The sequence below is a fragment of the Candidatus Accumulibacter sp. ACC007 genome (assembly GCF_907163205.1).
In the GTDB taxonomy this organism is placed as follows: Bacteria; Pseudomonadota; Gammaproteobacteria; order Burkholderiales; family Rhodocyclaceae; genus Accumulibacter; species Accumulibacter regalis.
This window is the reverse complement of the sequence record NZ_CAJQUD010000001.1, coordinates 2,050,780-2,068,926: the sequence shown is the minus strand read 5'-3', so window position 1 is coordinate 2,068,926 and position 18,147 is coordinate 2,050,780. Positions and strand designations below refer to the sequence as shown.

The window sequence follows — 18,147 nt, the reverse complement described above, 5'->3', positions numbered from 1 at the left end:
TCCTCACTGGAGCAAAAGATGAAAGCACTGCTTGATTTGTTTAGGCAGGTGACGCAGGAAGAGCAGTTCGATGCGATCACCATTGGTCTCGCCTCGCCGGACAAGATCCGCTCCTGGTCCTACGGCGAAGTGAAGAAACCAGAGACGATCAACTATCGTACCTTCAAGCCGGAGCGTGATGGCCTGTTCTGCGCCAAGATCTTCGGCCCGATCAAGGACTACGAGTGCCTTTGCGGCAAGTACAAGCGGCTCAAGCATCGTGGCGTGATCTGCGAGAAGTGCGGTGTCGAGGTCACGCTGGCCAAGGTTCGCCGTGAGCGCATGGCACACATCGACCTGGCCAGCCCGGTTGCCCATATCTGGTTCCTGAAAAGCCTGCCCAGCCGTCTGGGCATGGTTCTTGACATGACCCTGCGTGACATCGAGCGCGTGCTCTACTTCGAGGCCTTCGTGGTCTACGATCCGGGCATGACGCCGCTCGCACGTGCGCAGCTGTTGACCGAGGACGACTACCTGGCGAAAGTCGAAGAGTATGGCGACGACTTCTACGCGGCGATGGGTGCCGAAGGCATCCGCGAACTGCTACGTTCCATCGATCTCGCCCGCGAAGTCGAGACTCTGCGCTCCGAACTCGAGACCACCACTTCGGAGACCAAGAGCAAGAAGTTCTCCAAGCGCCTGAAAATTCTCGAGGGCTTCCAGAAGTCGGGCATCAAGCCCGAGTGGATGGTGCTCGAAGTCTTGCCAGTCCTCCCGCCCGATCTGCGTCCGCTGGTGCCGCTGGACGGTGGCCGCTTCGCCACCTCGGACCTCAACGATCTCTATCGCCGCGTCATCAACCGTAACAACCGCCTGAAGCGCCTGCTCGAATTGAAGGCGCCGGAGATCATCGTGCGCAACGAAAAGCGCATGCTCCAGGAGGCTGTTGACTCCCTGCTCGACAACGGTCGCCGTGGCAAGGCAATGACCGGCGCCAACAAGCGTCCGCTGAAGTCGCTGGCCGACATGATCAAGGGCAAGGGCGGTCGTTTTCGCCAGAACCTGCTCGGCAAACGTGTCGACTACTCGGGTCGTTCGGTCATCGTCGTCGGTCCGCAGCTCAAGCTGCATCAGTGCGGTCTGCCGAAGCTGATGGCTCTCGAGTTGTTCAAGCCCTTTATCTTCAACCGCCTCGAAGGCATGGGTCTGGCGACGACCATCAAGCAGGCGAAGAAAATGGTCGAGACCCAGGAAGCCGTCGTCTGGGACATCCTGGAAGAGGTGATCCGCGAGCATCCGATCATGCTCAACCGTGCGCCGACGCTGCACCGTCTGGGTATTCAGGCTTTCGAGCCGACGCTGATCGAAGGCAAGGCGATCCAGCTGCACCCGCTGGTTTGCGCAGCCTTCAACGCCGACTTCGACGGCGACCAGATGGCCGTTCACGTGCCTCTGTCGCTGGAAGCGCAGATGGAAGCGCGGACCTTGATGCTGGCCTCGAACAACGTCCTGTCGCCGGCCAACGGCGAGCCGATCATCGTTCCTTCGCAGGACATCGTTCTCGGCCTCTACTATGCCACCCGCGAGGATATCAACGCCAAGGGCGAGGGAATGATCTTCCCCGATCTCGCCGAAGTGACGCGCGCCATGCAGGCCGGCGAACTCGATCTGCACGCGCGTGTTTCCGTGCGCATCACCGAGTACGAGAGTGACGGCGAGAACGGCTGGCAGGAAAAGGTCACGCGCTACAAGACCACCGCCGGTCGCGCGCTGCTCTCCGAGATCCTGCCCAAAGGCCTGCCCTACAGCCTGATCGACAAGACGCTCAAGAAGAAGGAAATCTCGAAGCTGATCAACGCCGCGTTCCGCCGCTGTGGTCTCAAGGAAACCGTCGTTTTTGCCGACAAGCTGATGCAAAATGGCTATCGCCTGGCGACCCGTGCGGGCATTTCGATCTGCTCCGACGACATGTTGGTACCGTCACAGAAGCGCGAGATCATCGCTGCTGCCGAAGAGGAGGTCAAGGAAATCGAGAACCAGTACACCAATGGACTGGTCACCAACGGCGAGCGCTACAACAAGGTTGTCGATATCTGGGGACGAACCGGCGATCAGGTGGCCAAGGTGATGATGGATCAACTCGGTCACGAGGAAGTCGTCAACCGCCAGGGCGTTACGGAACGGCAGGAATCGTTCAACTCGATCTTCATGATGGCCGATTCCGGCGCGCGCGGTTCTGCCGCCCAGATTCGTCAGCTGGCCGGCATGCGTGGTCTGATGGCCAAGCCGGATGGCTCGATCATCGAAACGCCGATTACCACGAACTTCCGCGAGGGTCTGAACGTTCTCCAGTACTTCATCTCCACGCACGGTGCCCGCAAGGGTCTTGCCGATACGGCTTTGAAGACCGCCAACTCGGGCTACCTGACGCGGCGACTGGTCGACGTGACGCAGGATCTGGTGGTTATTGAGGATGATTGCGGGACGAGCAACGGCGTGACCAGGAAAGCGCTGATCGAAGGCGGTGAGGTGATCGAGGCGATTCGTGAGCGCGTTCTTGGCCGCGTGACCGCTGCCGACGTGATCGACCCTGATTCGGAAGAAACCATCATCGAGCAGGGAACGCTGATCTGCGAGGATCATTGCGATCTGATCGACCGTCTGGGAATCGACGAGGTCAAGGTGCGTACGCCGCTGACCTGCGATACGCGCTATGGTCTGTGTGCCATGTGCTACGGTCGAGACCTCGGTCGCGGTTCACCCGTCAACGTCGGCGAAGCGGTGGGGGTCATGGCCGCACAGTCGATTGGCGAGCCGGGAACGCAGCTGACCATGCGTACGTTTCACGTCGGCGGCGCCGCCTCGCGTGCGGCCGTCGCCAGCCATGTCGAGACGCACAGCATCGGCGTCGTGCGCTTCACGTCGACCATGCGCTACGTAACCAGCGCCAAGGGCGAGAAAATCGTCATCACGCGTTCCGGCGAGATTCTGATTACCGATGACAGCGGGCGCGAACGTGAAAAGCACAAGGTTCCCTACGGGGCGACGCTGCGCGTCGTCGACGGCGAGGCGGTCAAGGCCGGTACTCGCCTGGCGGCGTGGGATCCCCATACACGGCCGATCATCGCCGAGTACTCCGGCCTGGTGAAGTTCGAGAACGTCGACGAAGGCGTCACCGTCGCCAAGCAGATCGACGAAGTCACCGGCCTGTCTACGCTGGTGGTTATCGATCCAAAACGCGGTGGCAAGGTGCCGAGCAAAGGGCTGCGCCCGCAGGTCAGGCTGTTCGAGCCGAGCGGCGAGGAAGTGAAGATGCACGGCAGCGATCAGGCGGTGACCATCACCTTCCAGGTGGGGGCGATCATCAATGTTTTCGACGGACAAACGATTTCGGTGGGCGACGTGCTCGCTCGCCTTCCCCAGGAGTCGGCGAAGACAAGGGACATTACCGGCGGCTTGCCGCGCGTAGCGGAACTGTTCGAGGCGCGCACGCCGAAGGATGCCGGCATGCTGGCCGAGTTTACCGGCACCATGTCCTTTGGCAAGGACACCAAGGGCAAGCAGCGCCTGGTGATTACCGATCTTGACGGTGACACCCACGAGTACCTGATTCTGAAAGACAAGCACGTTCTGGTTCATGATGGACAGGTGGTAAATAAAGGTGAGTCGATCGTCGATGGTGCGCCCGACCCGCACGACATTCTGCGTTTGCTCGGCGTTGAGGCGCTGGCGGTCTACATCACTGACGAGGTTCAGGACGTGTACCGCCTGCAGGGCGTCAAGATCAACGACAAACACATCGAAGTGATCGTTCGCCAGATGCTGCGCCGGGTAAATGTGCTGGACCCCGGGGACACCAAGTTCATCAAGGGCGAGCAGGTCGAGCGCGCACATCTCCTTGACGAGAACGACGCCATTGTCGCCGAGGGCAAGCTGCCGGCGACCTACGAGCACGTCCTGTTGGGGATTACCAAGGCCTCCCTGTCTACCGATTCGTTCATTTCGGCGGCCTCCTTCCAGGAAACGACGCGGGTGCTGACCGAGGCCGCGATCATGGGCAAGCGTGACGAGCTGCGCGGCCTCAAGGAGAACGTCATCGTCGGTCGCCTGATACCCGCCGGTACCGGACTCGCCTATCACAACACGCGCAAGAAGAATGCCGCTGGCGAGGATGTCGCTGTCCGCAGCGTACTGCTCGACGATGATCTTTCAGCGACCGAAGAGAGCTCCGAGGACGAACCGATTGCTTGACTTGGAGCGTGATAGACCATAGAATCCCCGGTCTTTGTCGCCGACGGCGTGTATCGCGTCGGCCGATCACTGAAATCGCCAAGGCGGCCAATCTGGTCCGCCTTGGTTTTTTGCTGACCTCGTGAGCTTCTCGCGAGCGTCTCTGCACTGAATATAAGGGTGGAAACATGCCAACCATTAACCAGTTGGTGCGCAAGCCTCGTGAGGCAATCCGCACCAAGAGCAAGGTCCCTGCGCTGGGAAATTGCCCGCAAAAACGGGGAGTTTGCACGCGTGTGTACACCACCACGCCGAAAAAGCCGAACTCCGCCTTGCGCAAGGTCTGCAAAGTGCGTCTGACGAATGGTTTCGAGGTGATTTCGTACATCGGCGGTGAAGGGCACAACCTGCAGGAGCACTCGGTCGTGCTGATCCGTGGCGGTCGTGTCAAGGACTTGCCGGGTGTGCGTTATCACACCGTCCGCGGTTCGCTGGACACCCAGGGTGTCAAGAAGCGCAAGCAGGGTCGTTCCAAGTACGGTACCAAGCGCCAAAAGGCCGCTTGATTTCCGTCCGAGTAAGGGCCGTTCCCCATGGGCGGCCGGGAGGGCCGGGCGCTTTGCCTGCTCCTTCGACTGAATTGTGACTATGAGAGGTTGCTATGCCCCGTCGTCGTGAAGTGCCGAAGCGCGATATTCTGCCGGATCCAAAATTTGGTAACGTCGATGTCTCGAAGTTCGTGAATACGCTTATGAAAAGCGGCAAGAAGTCGGTTGCCGAACGCATCGTCTATGGTGCCTTCGACCAGATCGTGACCAAGACCGGCAAGGATCCGCTGGAAACCTTCGCTCTGGCCCTGGGTAACATCAGGCCGCTGGTCGAGGTGAAGAGCCGCCGTGTCGGTGGTGCCAACTACCAGGTGCCGGTCGAAGTTCGCCCGAGCCGGCGCATGGCGCTGGCTATGCGCTGGTTGCGTGAGTCGGCCCGCAAGCGTTCGGAGAAGTCGATGGGTCAGCGTCTGGCGGCCGAAATCCTCGAGGCCTCCGAAAGCCGCGGCGGTGCGGTCAAGAAGCGTGACGAGATTCACCGTATGGCCGAGGCCAACAAGGCTTTCGCGCACTTCCGCTTCTAGGTCACACCCAAAGCGTCGCCGCCCTGCGGCGACGGTCGCTCTTTATTAGTGAAGGTCCATTACTGTGGCACGTAAAACCCCTATCGAGCGCTACCGGAATATCGGTATCAGCGCTCACATTGACGCCGGCAAGACGACGGCGACCGAGCGTATCCTGTTCTACACGGGTATCAACCACAAGATTGGTGAAGTCCATGACGGTGCTGCGACCATGGACTGGATGGCGCAGGAGCAGGAGCGCGGTATCACCATTACTTCGGCTGCGACGACCTGTTTCTGGAAGGGTATGCAGCTTGACCGCCCCGAGCACCGGATCAACATCATCGATACGCCCGGTCACGTCGACTTCACGATTGAAGTCGAGCGCTCGATGCGCGTTCTCGACGGTGCGTGCATGATCTACTGCGCGGTCGGGGGTGTTCAGCCACAGTCGGAGACCGTTTGGCGTCAGGCGACCAAGTACAAGGTGCCGCGCCTGGCCTTCGTGAACAAGATGGATCGGCAGGGTGCCGATTTCTTCAAGGTCATGGAGCAGATGAAAACCCGCCTGAAGGCCAATCCGGTGCCGATCGTCATTCCGATTGGCAAAGAGGATTACTTCGAGGGTGTCGTCGACCTGATCAAGATGAAGGCGATCATCTGGGATGAGGCCTCGTTGGGGATGAAGTTCGACTATCGCGAGATTCCCGCCGAGCTGCAGGCCGAGGCCGACGAATGGCGTGGCAAGATGATCGAAGCGGCGGCCGAGTCGTCGGAAGAATTGATGGACCGCTATCTCGAGCACGGTGACCTAGACGAAGCCGACATCATCAAGGGTCTGCGCGCGCGCACTCTGGCCTGCGAGATTCAGCCGGGTTTGTGCGGAACCGCTTTCAAGAACAAGGGCGTGCAGCGCATGCTCGACGCGGTGATCGATTTGTTGCCGTCTCCGATCGATATCCCGCCAGTTACCGGCGAGCTGGAGAATGGCGAGATTGGTAGCCGCGAGGCGTCAGATGGCGCCAAGTTCTCGGCGCTCGCCTTCAAGCTGATGACAGACCCCTACGTCGGGCAGTTGACCTTTATTCGCGTCTACTCCGGGGTGCTCAAGACCGGCGACTTCATCTACAACCCGACCAAGGGTCGTCGCGAGCGTATCGGGCGCGTCCTGCAGATGCACGCCAACAACCGCGAGGAGCTCAAGGAAGTGCTGGCCGGCGATATCGCTGCCTGTGTGGGTCTCAAGGATGTGACCACGGGCGAGACGCTTTGCGATCCGACCGCGGTGATCACGCTCGAGCGGATGATTTTCCCGGAGCCCGTGATTCACGTCGCCGTCGAGCCGAAAACCAAGCCCGACCAGGAAAAGATGGGTATCGCACTTGGCCGTCTGGCACAGGAGGATCCGTCTTTCCGTGTGCGTACGGATGAGGAGTCCGGGCAAACCATTATCTCGGGTATGGGCGAGTTGCACCTGGAGATCATTGTCGATCGTCTGCGTCGCGAGTTCGGGGTCGATGCCAACGTGGGTGCGCCACAGGTGGCCTACCGTGAATGCATTAAAAAGACGGTCGAACAGGAAGGCAAGTTCGTCAAGCAGTCCGGTGGGCGTGGTCAGTACGGTCACGTGTGGCTGAAGATCGAGCCGAACGAGACCGGCAAAGGCTACGAGTTCGTCGACGCCATCAAGGGCGGTACGGTGCCGCGCGAGTACATCCCGGCGGTCGACAAGGGCTTGCAGGATGCGATTACCAGCGGTGTGCTGGCCGGCTTCCCGGTGGTCGATATCAAGTTCACCCTGTTTGAAGGTTCGTACCACGACGTTGACTCCAACGAGAACGCCTTTCGTATGGCGGCATCGTTTGCCTTCAAGGAAGGGATGCGTCGCGCCCAGCCAACTCTGCTCGAGCCGATGATGGCCGTCGAAGTCGAGACGCCGGAAGACTATATGGGCAACGTCATGGGCGACCTGTCGAGTCGTCGCGGCATGGTTCAGGGAATGGAAGATGCACCAGGCAACATCAAGCTGATTCGTGCCGAGGTGCCGCTGGCGGAGATGTTCGGTTATTCGACGACCTTGCGCTCGCTGTCGCAGGGTCGTGCGACCTACTCCATGGAATTCAAGCACTACGCCGAAGCGCCGAAGAATGTCGCAGAGGCCATCATCAACAAGAAATGACGCTGTTTTTGAGGATAAGGTAATGGCAAAGGGAAAATTCGAGCGCAACAAACCGCACGTCAACGTTGGCACGATTGGGCACGTTGACCACGGCAAGACAACGCTGACGGCGGCGATCACGACCATTCTGTCGAAGAAGTTTGGCGGTACCGCCAAGGCCTACGACCAGATTGACGCAGCGCCGGAAGAAAAGGCGCGCGGGATCACGATCAATACCGCGCACGTCGAGTACGAGACGTCGAAGCGCCACTACGCGCACGTCGACTGCCCGGGTCACGCCGACTACGTGAAGAACATGATTACCGGTGCGGCGCAGATGGACGGCGCCATTCTGGTGGTCTCTGCCGCCGACGGTCCGATGCCGCAGACGCGCGAGCACATCCTGCTCGCCCGCCAGGTGGGTGTTCCGTACATCATCGTCTATCTGAACAAGTGCGACATGGTTGACGACGCCGAGCTGCTCGAGCTGGTGGATATGGAAGTGCGCGAGCTGCTTTCCAAGTACGATTTTCCTGGCGACGACGTGCCGATCATCCAGGGTTCTGCCCTGAAGGCGCTCGAGGGCGACCTGGGCGAGCAGGGTGAGGCTTCGGTGATGGCGCTGGCGGATGCGCTGGATTCCTACATTCCGACGCCGGAGCGTGCCATTGACAAGCCCTTCCTGCTGCCGATCGAGGACGTTTTCTCGATTTCCGGTCGCGGTACGGTGGTCACCGGTCGTGTTGAGCGCGGCATTGTCAAGGTGGGTGAGGAAGTCGAGATTGTCGGTATCAAGCCGACCGTGAAGACCATCTGCACCGGTGTCGAGATGTTCCGCAAGCTGCTCGACCAGGGTCAGGCGGGCGACAACGTCGGTGTTCTCCTGCGCGGCGTCAAGCGTGAAGACGTCGAGCGTGGTCAGGTGCTGGCCAAGCCGGGTTCGATCAAGCCGCACACCCACTTTTCGGGTGAGGTGTATGTGCTGTCGAAAGAAGAGGGGGGTCGTCACACGCCGTTCTTCAACAACTACCGGCCGCAGTTCTACTTCCGCACGACGGACGTTACCGGTGCCATCTCGATGCCTGAAGGCGTTGAAATGGTCATGCCGGGTGACAACATCCAGATGACGGTCAAGCTGATCGCGCCGATCGCCATGGAGGAAGGTCTGCGCTTCGCCATTCGCGAAGGCGGCCGTACCGTCGGCGCCGGCGTTGTCGCAAAAATCATCGAGTAGTTCGGAACAACACTCCGGGCGGCGCCAAATGTGCCGCCCATCGCTCTTTGGAATATGACATGCAAAGCCAAAAAATCCGGATTCGTCTGAAAGCCTTCGACTATCGTTTGATCGATCAGTCGGCCCAGGAGATCGTCGAAACCGCCAAGCGTACCGGCGCCGTTGTTCGTGGTCCGGTTCCGCTACCGACCCGCATCCAGCGTTTTGACATACTTCGTTCGCCGCACGTCGACAAGACCTCACGCGATCAGTTCGAGATGCGTACCCACCTGCGCTTGATGGATATCATCGATCCGACCGACAAGACGGTCGATGCCTTGATGAAGCTGGACCTTCCGGCAGGTGTTGACGTCGAAATTAAGTTGCAGTAACGGCTTTCTTAAGGCTATAATCGCCGGCTTTGGTCGGGCAGCTGCGTTCTCTCACGCTGCCCGTTTTGTTTGCAACGCTCGCCGGCCAATCGTAGCCGGTCAGAGGAGAATAAACATGAGTCTAGGCCTTGTTGGGCGCAAGGTCGGCATGACGCGCATCTTTACCGAGGCTGGCGCAAGCGTCCCGGTAACCGTGCTCGACGTGTCGAACAATCGCGTCGCTCAGATCAAGACGCAGGAAAGCGACGGCTATTCCGTCGTTCAGCTGGCGTTTGGCAAGCGGCGTCCATCCCGTGTGAGCAAGCCGCTGGCCGGGCATTTGGCCAAGGCTGGCGTCGAAGCCGGCCACGTATTGAAGGAGTTCGCTGTCTCCGCTGACGAGCTCGCCAGCCTGAAGGCAGGCGATCAGATCAGCGTCACCATCTTCGCGGTCGGCCAGAAAGTTGACGTGACCGGCCAGACCATCGGCAAGGGCTTCTCCGGCGCCATCAAGCGGCACCACTTCTCGTCGCAGAATGCCTCTCACGGCAACTCCGTGTCGCATCAGGCGCTTGGCTCAACCGGCATGGCCCAGGATCCGGGGCGTGTCTTTCCGGGCAAGAAGATGGCGGGTCAGCTCGGTGCTGCCAAGCGCACCCAGCAGAATCTCGAGATCGTCCGCGTAGACGTCGAGCGTCAGTTGCTGTTGCTCAAGGGCGCGGTTCCCGGCTCCAAGGGGTCGGACGTGATCGTGCGTCCTGCAGTCAAGGCGGGGGCATAAATGGAACTCAAGCTTATCAATGAGCAGGGCCAGGAGGCGAGTCGCCTGCAGGCTTCTGACGTTCTCTTCGATCGCGAATACAACGAAGCTCTCGTGCACCAGGTTCTGGTTGCCTACCAGGCCAATGCCCGCAGCGGCAATCGGGCGCAGAAGGACCGCGGTGACGTTCGTCACACGACGAAGAAGCCCTGGCGGCAAAAAGGCACCGGTCGTGCTCGTGCGGGCATGTCGTCGTCGCCAATCTGGCGAGGCGGTGGTCGGGTATTTCCGAACTCCTCGGACGAGAACTTCAGCCAGAAGCTGAACCGCAAGATGTACCGTGCCGGAATGGCGGCCATTCTTTCCCAGTTGGCTCGCGAGGATCGTCTGGCGGTCGTCGAAGACTTTTCGATCGACGCGCCGAAGACGAAGTTGTTTTCCGCGAAGATCAAGGGAATGGGCTATGAGTCGGTGCTGGTGATTACCGAGGAGCTTGGCGAGAACGTATTCCTGGCTTCGCGCAACCTTCCCAATGTGTTGGTTGTGGAAGTGCAGCAGGCCGATCCGGTGTCGCTGGTCCGCTTCCCGAAGGTGTTGATCACCAAGGGTGCGCTGGCCAAGTTTGAGGAGGTCCTGGGATGAACCAAGAACGTCTGATGCAAGTATTGCTCGCCCCGCAGATCTCCGAGAAGGCGACGTTTATCGCCGACAAGAACGAGCAGGTGATCTTTCGCGTGGCGCCGGATGCGACCAAGCCTGAGGTAAAAGGCGCGGTTGAGTTGCTGTTCAAGGTATCGGTGAAATCGGTTCAGATTGCCAATGTCAAGGGTAAGCACAAGAAGTTTGGCCGCGTGATGGGCCGGCGGAAGACCTGGAAGAAGGCCTACGTGTGCCTTCAGCCGGGGCAGGAGATTAACTTCGTCGATGGAGGGGGCGTCTGATGGCACTCGTCAAAGTCAAGCCGACTTCGCCAGGCCGCCGCGCGGTCATCAAGGTCGTCAATCCGAAGCTGCACAAGGGGGCGCCCGTCGCGGCGCTGGTCGAGTCACAATCCCAGCACGCAGGACGTAACAGCAATGGGCATATCACCACCCGTCATCGCGGTGGTGGCCACAAGCAACATTATCGTCTGGTGGACTTCAAGCGCACCAAGGACGGTATTCCGGCCAAGGTTGAGCGTCTTGAGTATGATCCAAACCGCACGGCGAGTATCGCCTTGCTTTGTTATGCCGATGGCGAGCGGCGCTATATCATTTCGCCGCGGGGTCTGGTCGTTGGTCAGCAAGTGATCAGTGGCTCCGAGGCTCCGATCAAGGTTGGCAATACGCTGCCGATTCGCAATATCCCGGTGGGTACGACGATCCACTGCGTCGAGATGATCCCCGGCAAGGGTGCGCAGCTCGCGCGCTCCGCGGGTACCTCGGTGCAACTGCTCGCTCGTGAGAGCATGCACGCTCAGCTGCGCCTGCGCTCGGGCGAGATCCGCCGGGTGCACGTCGATTGTCGCGCGACGATCGGCGAAGTGGGTAACGAAGAGCACAGTCTGCGCTCGATCGGCAAGGCTGGTGCAAATCGCTGGCGTGGCATCCGTCCGACCGTCCGTGGCGTGGCCATGAACCCGGTCGATCACCCGCACGGTGGTGGTGAAGGCAAGACGGCCGCAGGTATGCACCCGGTTAGCCCGTGGGGTACCAAGACCAAAGGTTATCGTACTCGTCGCAACAAGCGCACGACCTCGATGATCGTGCAGCGCCGTAGTAATAAACGCTAAGGGATAGAGAACCATGGGACGTTCCGTTAAAAAGGGCCCGTTTGCCGACGCCCATCTGATCAAGAAAGTGGACGCCGTGCGCGCGACGGGCGACAAGCGCCCGATCAAGACTTGGTCGCGCCGGTCGACTGTGTTGCCGGATTTTGTTGGCCTGACGATTGCTGTGCATAACGGCAAGCAGCACGTACCGGTGTATGTCACCGAGAACATGGTCGGGCACAAGCTCGGCGAGTTTTCGCTGACGCGCACCTTCAAAGGCCATACTGCCGGCAAAAAGGCAAAGAGGTAGAACAATGAATATGGAAACTCGTGCTGTTTTGCGCGGCGTTCGCCTGTCGAGCCAGAAGGGCCGACTGGTTGCCGATCAGATCCGCGGTCTGCCGGTGGATAAGGCCCTCAGCATTCTGACGTTCAGTCCGAAAAAGGGTGCGGCAATCATCAAGAAGGTGCTCGAGTCGGCGATCGCCAACGCCGAGCACAACGATGGCGCTGACATCGACGAGCTGAAAGTCACCACCATCTGCGTCGAGAAGGGCATGGTGCTCAAGCGCTTCACGGCACGGGCGAAGGGGCGCGGCAACCGGATCGTCAAGCCGACTTGTCACGTTTTTCTGACCGTCGGCAACTGAGGAATAAGTATGGGACAAAAGATTCATCCTACTGGGTTTCGGCTGGCTGTCACTCGTGATTGGTCGTCACGCTGGTATGCGAACAAGAAAAACTTCGCTGGCATGCTCAACGAAGATGTGCAGGTCCGCGAGTTCCTGAAAAAGAAGCTCAAGCACGCCTCCGTTGGCCGGGTTCTCATCGAGCGTCCTGCCAAGAACGCCCGCGTGACGATCTTTTCGGCTCGCCCCGGGGTGGTTATCGGCAAGAAAGGCGAAGAGATCGATAATCTTCGCGTTGCCCTGCAGAAGATCATGGGTGTCCCGGTGCATGTCAGTATCGAAGAGATCCGCAAGCCGGAAATCGATGCGCAGCTCATTGCCGACTCGATTACCCAGCAGCTCGAAAAGCGCATCATGTTCCGCAGAGCCATGAAGCGGGCGATGCAGAACGCCATGCGGCTCGGTGCGCAAGGGATCAAGATCATGAGTTCCGGCCGCCTGAACGGTGCCGAGATCGCCCGTCGTGAGTGGTATCGCGAAGGTCGGGTGCCGCTGCATACGCTGCGCGCCGATATCGACTACGCCACCTCGAAAGCACTCACGACCTACGGTCTGATCGGCGTCAAGGTCTGGGTTTACAAGGGCGAAGTCGCCAATCGTCAAGATCAGGCGGTGGTCGCTCCGGAAAGCGCTGCCGACGAGCAGGCGCGCAAGCCACGCCGCGCTACCCGCCCCGGTGATGCCGAGCGGCCGCGCGTGGCGCTGAGAACAAAGCCAGAGGGCCAGGAAGACGCTGCTGCAGGCGTCGAGGGGGCCGCTCCGGACGCGAAGGCGCCGGTGAAACGTGTAAGAAAGGCAGGAACCACAGATGCTTCAGCCAGCTAGAAGAAAGTACCGCAAAGAGCAGAAAGGCCGTAACACAGGCCTGGCAACGCGCGGAGCCAAAGTAAGTTTCGGCGAGTTCGGGCTCAAGGCGATTGGCCGTGGTCGGCTGACGGCTCGTCAGATCGAAGCCGCTCGGCGAGCCATGACGCGCCATATCAAGCGTGGCGGCAGGATCTGGATCCGGATTTTTCCCGACAAGCCGATTTCGAAGAAGCCTGCCGAAGTGCGCATGGGAAGCGGCAAAGGAAACCCGGAATACTGGGTCGCGGAAATCAAGCCCGGCAAGGTTCTCTACGAGATGGATGGTGTGAACGAAGGCCTGGCGCGTGAAGCGTTCTCGCTGGCTGCTGCGAAGCTGCCCATTCCGACGGTTTTCGTAACGCGTATGGTAGGTTGATCATGAAAGTCAGTGAACTCAGAGCAAAAACCGTCGACGAACTGAACAAGGAATTGCTGGACTTGCTGAAGGCACAGTTTGGTCTGCGGATGCAGCTGGCCACGCAGCAGTTGTCCAACAACAGTCAGATCGGCAAAGTGCGTCGCCAGATTGCGCGCGTACGCACGCTTCTTCGTGAAAAGGCAGTTCAACAATGAGCGAGACCACCAGCAACAAGCGCACCCTGGTCGGGCGCGTCGTCAGCGACCGCATGGACAAGACGGTGACCGTCGTCGTCGAACGCCGTGTCAAGCACGCGATCTACGACAAAATCATGATGCGCTCGAGTAAATACCATGCGCATGATGACAGCAATGATGCCAAGTCTGGCGACCTGGTCGAAATCCAGGAGTGCCGCCCGCTATCAAAGAGCAAGGCGTGGGTTGTCACCAAGCTTCTTGAACGCGCGGTTGCCATTTAAGGCTTGCTTTGTTCTCAAGAGCGGCTATAATGCCGCCTTCCCCGCGCTCGGCTGACTTTCGCCTTTGAGCGTTTCTACCCTTACGGGTTCCAAGACTGACCGCAGCTGCGGGCCAAGTTGGAGTGACAGATGATTCAAGTACAGACAGTTCTCGACGTCGCCGATAACACCGGTGCGCGCTCGGTGATGTGCATTAAAGTGCTGGGTGGCTCCAAGCGCCGCTACGCGGGTGTCGGCGACATTATCAAGGTCACCGTCAAGGATTCGGCGCCGCGTGGGCGCGTCAAGAAGGGCGACGTCTACAGTGCTGTGGTCGTGCGCACGGCCAAGGGCGTACGCCGCATGGACGGCTCCTTGGTCAAGTTCGACCACAACGCTGCTGTCCTCCTGAATAACAAGATGGAGCCGATTGGTACGCGTATCTTCGGGCCGGTGACGCGCGAGCTGCGTGGCGATCGGTTCATGAAGATCGTCTCCCTGGCGCCGGAAGTGCTGTAAGGAAGGTCATGGAAAAAATTCGTAAGGGCGATGACGTCGTCGTCATCGCTGGAAAAGACAAGGGAAAGCGCGGGGCTGTGCTGCAGCGTACGGACGCCGAGCACGTTCTGGTGGCTGGGGTCAATCGCGTCAAGAAGCATGTCAAGCCGAATCCGGTGAAGGGTGTCGTCAGCGGCATCGTTGAAAAAGAGATGCCGCTTCACGTATCGAATGTATCGCTCTACAACCCGGCGACCAAGAAAGCGGATCGTGTCGGCTTCAGGAAACTTGAAGACGGTACGAAGGTGCGCTTTTTCAAGTCGAACGGCGAAGTGTTGGCGGGCTAAGGAGTAGTCATGGCGCGTTTATTGGATTACTACAAGACCACCGTGGTGGCGGAGCTTACCGAGAAGTTCGGCTACAAGTCGAAGATGGAAGTGCCGCGGATCACCAAGGTGACCCTGAACATGGGTGTTGGTGAGGCGGTTGCCGACAAGAAAGTGCTCGAGAGCGCGATCGGTGACATGACCAAGATTGCCGGCCAGAAGCCGGTTACGACAAAGGCTCGCAAGTCGATCGCCGGCTTCAAGATTCGCACCGGCTACCCGATTGGTTGCATGGTGACTCTGCGTGGTCCGCGCATGTTCGAATTCATCGATCGTCTGGTGACTGTGGCGTTGCCTCGGGTGCGTGACTTTCGTGGCATATCGGGCAAGGGTTTCGATGGTCGTGGAAACTACAGCATGGGCCTCAAAGAGCAGATCATCTTTCCGGAAATCGAGTACGACAAGATCGACGCGCTGCGCGGCATGAATGTCAGCGTGACGACTACTGCGAAGACCGATGACGAAGCGCGTGCCTTGCTTGGCGCGTTTAAATTTCCCTTCAGGAACTGAGACGAAATGGCAAAACTCTCTGTGATCAACCGCGGTGAGAAGCGGCGCAAGACAGTCGAAAAGTATGCCAAGAAGCGTGCCGATCTGGTGGCGGTCATCAATGACCAGAGCTTGTCCGTCGAGGACCGCTTCGAAGCGCGACTGAAAATGCAGGCGCTGCCACGCAACTCAAGCCCGGTTCGGCTACGTAACCGGTGCGCTCTGACCGGTCGTCCGCGTGGTGTTTTTCGCAAGTTCGGTCTGGGTCGTGGCAAACTTCGCGACTTCGTCATGCAAGGTGAAGTCCCCGGAATGATCAAGGCTAGCTGGTAGGCAGGAGAGAACAGAATGAGTATGAGCGATCCGATCAGCGACATGCTGACACGCATCCGAAATGCCCAGATGGCAAACAAGGCCTCCGTCGCCATGCCGTCTTCAAAAGTAAAGATTGCCATCGCCCAGGTGTTGAAGGACGAAGGCTATGTCGAGGATTTCAGCGTCAAGCCGAACGACGGCAAGCCGATTCTGGAGATTGGCCTGAAGTATTACGCCGGTCGTCCGGTGATCGAGCGGATCGATCGCGTTTCCCGGCCAGGCCTGCGGATTTATCGAGGCGCCGACAACATTCCTCCGGTCATGAACGGTCTTGGTGTGGCGATCGTGTCGACACCGAAGGGTGTCATGACTGATCGCAAGGCACGTGCCAGCCATATTGGCGGCGAAGTGCTCTGCGTCGTCGCGTAAGGGGTAGCTATGTCCCGCGTTGCAAAAAAACCAATCGTTCTTCCGCAGGGTGTCGCGGTAGATATTTCCTCCGACCAGATTTCAGTGACCGGCCCTCTCGGGGCTTTGATGTTTGCCGTGAATCCGGCGGTCTCGGTGGCTTTCGAGGATGGCAGTCTATTGTGCAAGCCGGTCTCTGGAGTGGCTGAGGCTGTTGCCATGTCGGGCACGGTGCGTGCCGTTCTGGCCAATATGGTGACCGGAGTGAGTGCAGGCTTCGAGCGCAAGTTGAGTCTCGTTGGCGTTGGCTATCGAGCACAGGCGCAAGGCGACACGCTCAATCTGACGCTAGGATTTTCGCATCCGGTAGCCTACAAGTTGCCAAGCGGCATTACGGCTACCACCCCCATACAGACGGAAATCGTCATCAAGGGAGTCGACCGGCAGCTCGTCGGCCAGGTGGCTGCAGAGGTTCGCGCCTATCGTCCGCCAGAGCCCTACAAGGGCAAGGGTGTGCGCTATGTCGACGAAGTGGTCGTGATCAAAGAAACGAAGAAGAAGAAGTAAGGGTGCTGAGATGATTGACAAGAAACTGGCGCGTTTGCGCAGGGCTCGCAAAACCCGGGCCAAGATTGCCGAGCTGAAGTCGGTGCGTCTTTCGGTGCACCGCAGCAACTGCCATATCTACGCGCAGGTGATTTCGGCTTGCGGGACCAAGGTCCTGGCGGCCGCCTCATCGCTCGAGCCGGAAGTGCGCAAGAGCCTGCCTAACGGTGGCGATATCGGCGCCGCCAAGGCGATTGGTCAGCTGGTTGCCGAGCGCGCCAGGAAAGTGGGGGTCGAGCAGGTGGCGTTCGATCGTTCAGGGTTTCAGTATCACGGACGGATCAAGGCGCTTGCCGAGGCTGCTCGTGAAGCCGGCCTCAAGTTCTGATCGCCGCACCCAGCAAAGAATTGGAGTAATCAATGGCTAGACCTCAAGGCAGAAAACCTCAGCAGTCGGACAGGCCCGATGATGGCATGCGCGAGAAGATGATCTCGATCAACCGCGTAACGAAGGTCGTCAAGGGTGGTCGGATTCTCGGCTTCGCGGCGCTGACCGTCGTTGGCGACGGTGATGGGCGCGTTGGTATGGGCAAGGGCAAGTCTCGCGAAGTGCCGGTGGCCGTTCAGAAAGCCATGGAAGAAGCGCGGCGCAACCTGATCAAGGTGAGCCTCAAGAATGGCACCCTGCAGCACACCGTCTTCGGACGTCACGGCGCGTCGACGGTGATGATGCAGCCAGCGCCGGAGGGTACGGGTATCATCGCCGGGGGCGCCATGAGGGCGGTATTCGACGTGATCGGAATGACCAACGTTGTCGCCAAGGCGCACGGGTCTACCAATCCTTATAACGTCGTCCGCGCGACGATAAACGGGCTGCGCTCGATGACTACGCCTGCCGAGGTTGCGGCCAAGCGGGGCAAGACCGTGGCAGAGATTCAGGGGTAAGAGATGGCTGAGAAAAAAGTGAAGGTGACGCTTGTCAGAAGCCTGATCGGCACCAAGGAATCGCATCGTGCGACGGTGCGTGGCCTGGGCCTGCGGCGGATGCACAGCAGTGCAATACTCGAAGATACTCCAGCGGTTCGCGGGATGATCAACAAGGTTGGCTATCTCTTGAAGTGTGAGGGCTGAGATGGAACTGAATACTGTTCGAGCCGGCGACGGCGCGCGCGCAGACAAGAAGCGCGTTGGCCGAGGCGTTGGTTCCGGTTGGGGAAAGACCTGCGGGCGCGGCCACAAAGGTCAAAAGTCCCGTGCCGGGGGTTTCCACAAGGTTGGTTTCGAGGGCGGTCAAATGCCGTTGCAGCGCCGGCTCCCGAAGCGCGGCTTCAAGTCAATGACCGGCGCCCGCAATGTCGAGGTAAGGCTGTCCGAAATAGAGCGCTTGCCGGTGGATGAGATTGATCTGGCAACGCTTCGCCAAGCGAATCTGGTGCCTCAACAGGTGTTGTCGGCAAAGGTTGTTCTCTCGGGTGCGATCACGCGGAAAGTCTTGCTCAAGGGTGTTGGCGCGACTGCCGGCGCTCGGGCAGCGATCGAGGCCGCGGGCGGCAGCATCTCCGAATAACGAGTTGGCAGGGGTG

The 18,147-nt window shown here is 59.5% G+C and carries 26 protein-coding genes; all 26 read left to right on the top strand.

Annotated features, from left to right (window positions below; genetic code table 11):
- Window positions 1–18 precede the first annotated feature (18 nt).
- The 26 genes from rpoC to rplO all read left to right on the top strand — a co-directional run bounded on the left by rpoC (window position 19) and on the right by rplO (window position 18,131).
- Window positions 19–4,230 (top strand): DNA-directed RNA polymerase subunit beta', encoded by a 4,212-nt coding sequence (rpoC, locus tag QZ634_RS09040; protein ID WP_291987364.1) that lies wholly within the window; start codon window positions 19–21, stop codon window positions 4,228–4,230.
- 167 nt (window positions 4,231–4,397) lie between these two features.
- A complete protein-coding gene (gene rpsL, locus QZ634_RS09035) occupies window positions 4,398–4,775 on the top strand; it encodes a 30S ribosomal protein S12 (protein WP_042335467.1) in 378 nt (125 codons plus the stop codon).
- A gap of 95 nt (window positions 4,776–4,870) precedes the next feature.
- The gene (gene rpsG, locus QZ634_RS09030) at window positions 4,871–5,341 is read left to right on the top strand and encodes a 30S ribosomal protein S7 (RefSeq protein ID WP_043565802.1); all 471 of its coding nucleotides are present in this window, start codon (window positions 4,871–4,873) and stop codon (window positions 5,339–5,341) included.
- A 64-nt stretch (window positions 5,342–5,405) separates the two neighbouring features.
- The gene (fusA, locus tag QZ634_RS09025; RefSeq protein WP_291987362.1) at window positions 5,406–7,499 is read left to right on the top strand and encodes an elongation factor G; all 2,094 of its coding nucleotides are present in this window, start codon (window positions 5,406–5,408) and stop codon (window positions 7,497–7,499) included.
- 22 nt (window positions 7,500–7,521) lie between these two features.
- The gene (gene tuf, locus QZ634_RS09020; RefSeq protein WP_291987360.1) at window positions 7,522–8,712 is read left to right on the top strand and encodes an elongation factor Tu; all 1,191 of its coding nucleotides are present in this window, start codon (window positions 7,522–7,524) and stop codon (window positions 8,710–8,712) included.
- A gap of 59 nt (window positions 8,713–8,771) precedes the next feature.
- Complete coding sequence (gene rpsJ, locus QZ634_RS09015) at window positions 8,772–9,083, top strand: 30S ribosomal protein S10 (RefSeq protein WP_291987358.1); 312 nt, start codon at window positions 8,772–8,774, stop codon at window positions 9,081–9,083.
- A gap of 115 nt (window positions 9,084–9,198) precedes the next feature.
- Window positions 9,199–9,843, top strand: a complete 645-nt coding sequence (gene rplC, locus QZ634_RS09010; protein WP_291987356.1) for a 50S ribosomal protein L3 — start codon at window positions 9,199–9,201, stop codon at window positions 9,841–9,843.
- A complete protein-coding gene (gene rplD / locus QZ634_RS09005; protein ID WP_291987354.1) occupies window positions 9,844–10,464 on the top strand; it encodes a 50S ribosomal protein L4 in 621 nt (206 codons plus the stop codon).
- Window positions 10,461–10,763 carry a 50S ribosomal protein L23 gene (gene rplW, locus QZ634_RS09000; RefSeq protein ID WP_291987352.1) on the top strand — a complete coding sequence of 101 codons (303 nt, stop codon included), beginning with the start codon at window positions 10,461–10,463 and terminating at the stop codon, window positions 10,761–10,763. Before rplD ends, rplW begins: the two co-directional genes overlap by 4 nt.
- Window positions 10,763–11,593, top strand: coding sequence for a 50S ribosomal protein L2 (gene rplB, locus QZ634_RS08995; RefSeq protein WP_043563810.1), 831 nt, complete (start codon window positions 10,763–10,765; stop codon window positions 11,591–11,593). The genes rplW and rplB overlap by 1 nt, the downstream gene beginning before the upstream one ends.
- Window positions 11,594–11,606: 13 nt before the next feature.
- Entirely contained in the window at window positions 11,607–11,882 is a 276-nt protein-coding gene (gene rpsS, locus QZ634_RS08990; protein WP_042333105.1) for a 30S ribosomal protein S19, read from the top strand.
- Between the two features lie 10 nt (window positions 11,883–11,892).
- The gene (rplV, locus tag QZ634_RS08985; RefSeq protein ID WP_043563808.1) at window positions 11,893–12,222 is read left to right on the top strand and encodes a 50S ribosomal protein L22; all 330 of its coding nucleotides are present in this window, start codon (window positions 11,893–11,895) and stop codon (window positions 12,220–12,222) included.
- Between the two features lie 9 nt (window positions 12,223–12,231).
- Complete coding sequence (gene rpsC, locus QZ634_RS08980; protein WP_291987350.1) at window positions 12,232–13,086, top strand: 30S ribosomal protein S3; 855 nt, start codon at window positions 12,232–12,234, stop codon at window positions 13,084–13,086.
- Complete coding sequence (rplP, locus tag QZ634_RS08975) at window positions 13,070–13,483, top strand: 50S ribosomal protein L16 (RefSeq protein WP_291987348.1); 414 nt, start codon at window positions 13,070–13,072, stop codon at window positions 13,481–13,483. The genes rpsC and rplP overlap by 17 nt, the downstream gene beginning before the upstream one ends.
- 2 nt (window positions 13,484–13,485) lie before the next feature.
- Window positions 13,486–13,680 (top strand): 50S ribosomal protein L29, encoded by a 195-nt coding sequence (gene rpmC, locus QZ634_RS08970; protein ID WP_034923805.1) that lies wholly within the window; start codon window positions 13,486–13,488, stop codon window positions 13,678–13,680.
- On the top strand, window positions 13,677–13,943 hold the full coding sequence (rpsQ, locus tag QZ634_RS08965) for a 30S ribosomal protein S17 (RefSeq protein ID WP_291987346.1): 267 nt from the start codon (window positions 13,677–13,679) through the stop codon (window positions 13,941–13,943). Before rpmC ends, rpsQ begins: the two co-directional genes overlap by 4 nt.
- Window positions 13,944–14,072: 129 nt before the next feature.
- Window positions 14,073–14,441, top strand: coding sequence for a 50S ribosomal protein L14 (rplN, locus tag QZ634_RS08960; RefSeq protein WP_043563796.1), 369 nt, complete (start codon window positions 14,073–14,075; stop codon window positions 14,439–14,441).
- Between the two features lie 8 nt (window positions 14,442–14,449).
- A complete protein-coding gene (gene rplX / locus QZ634_RS08955) occupies window positions 14,450–14,767 on the top strand; it encodes a 50S ribosomal protein L24 (protein ID WP_043563794.1) in 318 nt (105 codons plus the stop codon).
- Window positions 14,768–14,776: 9 nt separating this feature from the next.
- Entirely contained in the window at window positions 14,777–15,316 is a 540-nt protein-coding gene (rplE, locus tag QZ634_RS08950; RefSeq protein ID WP_291987344.1) for a 50S ribosomal protein L5, read from the top strand.
- A gap of 6 nt (window positions 15,317–15,322) precedes the next feature.
- Window positions 15,323–15,628 (top strand): 30S ribosomal protein S14, encoded by a 306-nt coding sequence (gene rpsN, locus QZ634_RS08945; RefSeq protein WP_043563790.1) that lies wholly within the window; start codon window positions 15,323–15,325, stop codon window positions 15,626–15,628.
- A 15-nt stretch (window positions 15,629–15,643) separates the two neighbouring features.
- Window positions 15,644–16,039 carry a 30S ribosomal protein S8 gene (rpsH, locus tag QZ634_RS08940; RefSeq protein WP_043563788.1) on the top strand — a complete coding sequence of 132 codons (396 nt, stop codon included), beginning with the start codon at window positions 15,644–15,646 and terminating at the stop codon, window positions 16,037–16,039.
- Window positions 16,040–16,048: 9 nt separating this feature from the next.
- Window positions 16,049–16,585 carry a 50S ribosomal protein L6 gene (gene rplF, locus QZ634_RS08935; RefSeq protein ID WP_291987342.1) on the top strand — a complete coding sequence of 179 codons (537 nt, stop codon included), beginning with the start codon at window positions 16,049–16,051 and terminating at the stop codon, window positions 16,583–16,585.
- A gap of 13 nt (window positions 16,586–16,598) precedes the next feature.
- A complete protein-coding gene (gene rplR / locus QZ634_RS08930) occupies window positions 16,599–16,952 on the top strand; it encodes a 50S ribosomal protein L18 (protein ID WP_291988090.1) in 354 nt (117 codons plus the stop codon).
- Window positions 16,953–16,984: 32 nt separating this feature from the next.
- Window positions 16,985–17,509 carry a 30S ribosomal protein S5 gene (rpsE, locus tag QZ634_RS08925; RefSeq protein ID WP_043563783.1) on the top strand — a complete coding sequence of 175 codons (525 nt, stop codon included), beginning with the start codon at window positions 16,985–16,987 and terminating at the stop codon, window positions 17,507–17,509.
- A 3-nt stretch (window positions 17,510–17,512) separates the two neighbouring features.
- Window positions 17,513–17,695 carry a 50S ribosomal protein L30 gene (rpmD, locus tag QZ634_RS08920; protein WP_043563781.1) on the top strand — a complete coding sequence of 61 codons (183 nt, stop codon included), beginning with the start codon at window positions 17,513–17,515 and terminating at the stop codon, window positions 17,693–17,695.
- Between the two features lies 1 nt (window position 17,696).
- Window positions 17,697–18,131, top strand: a complete 435-nt coding sequence (rplO, locus tag QZ634_RS08915) for a 50S ribosomal protein L15 (RefSeq protein ID WP_043563780.1) — start codon at window positions 17,697–17,699, stop codon at window positions 18,129–18,131.
- Window positions 18,132–18,147 lie beyond the last annotated feature (16 nt).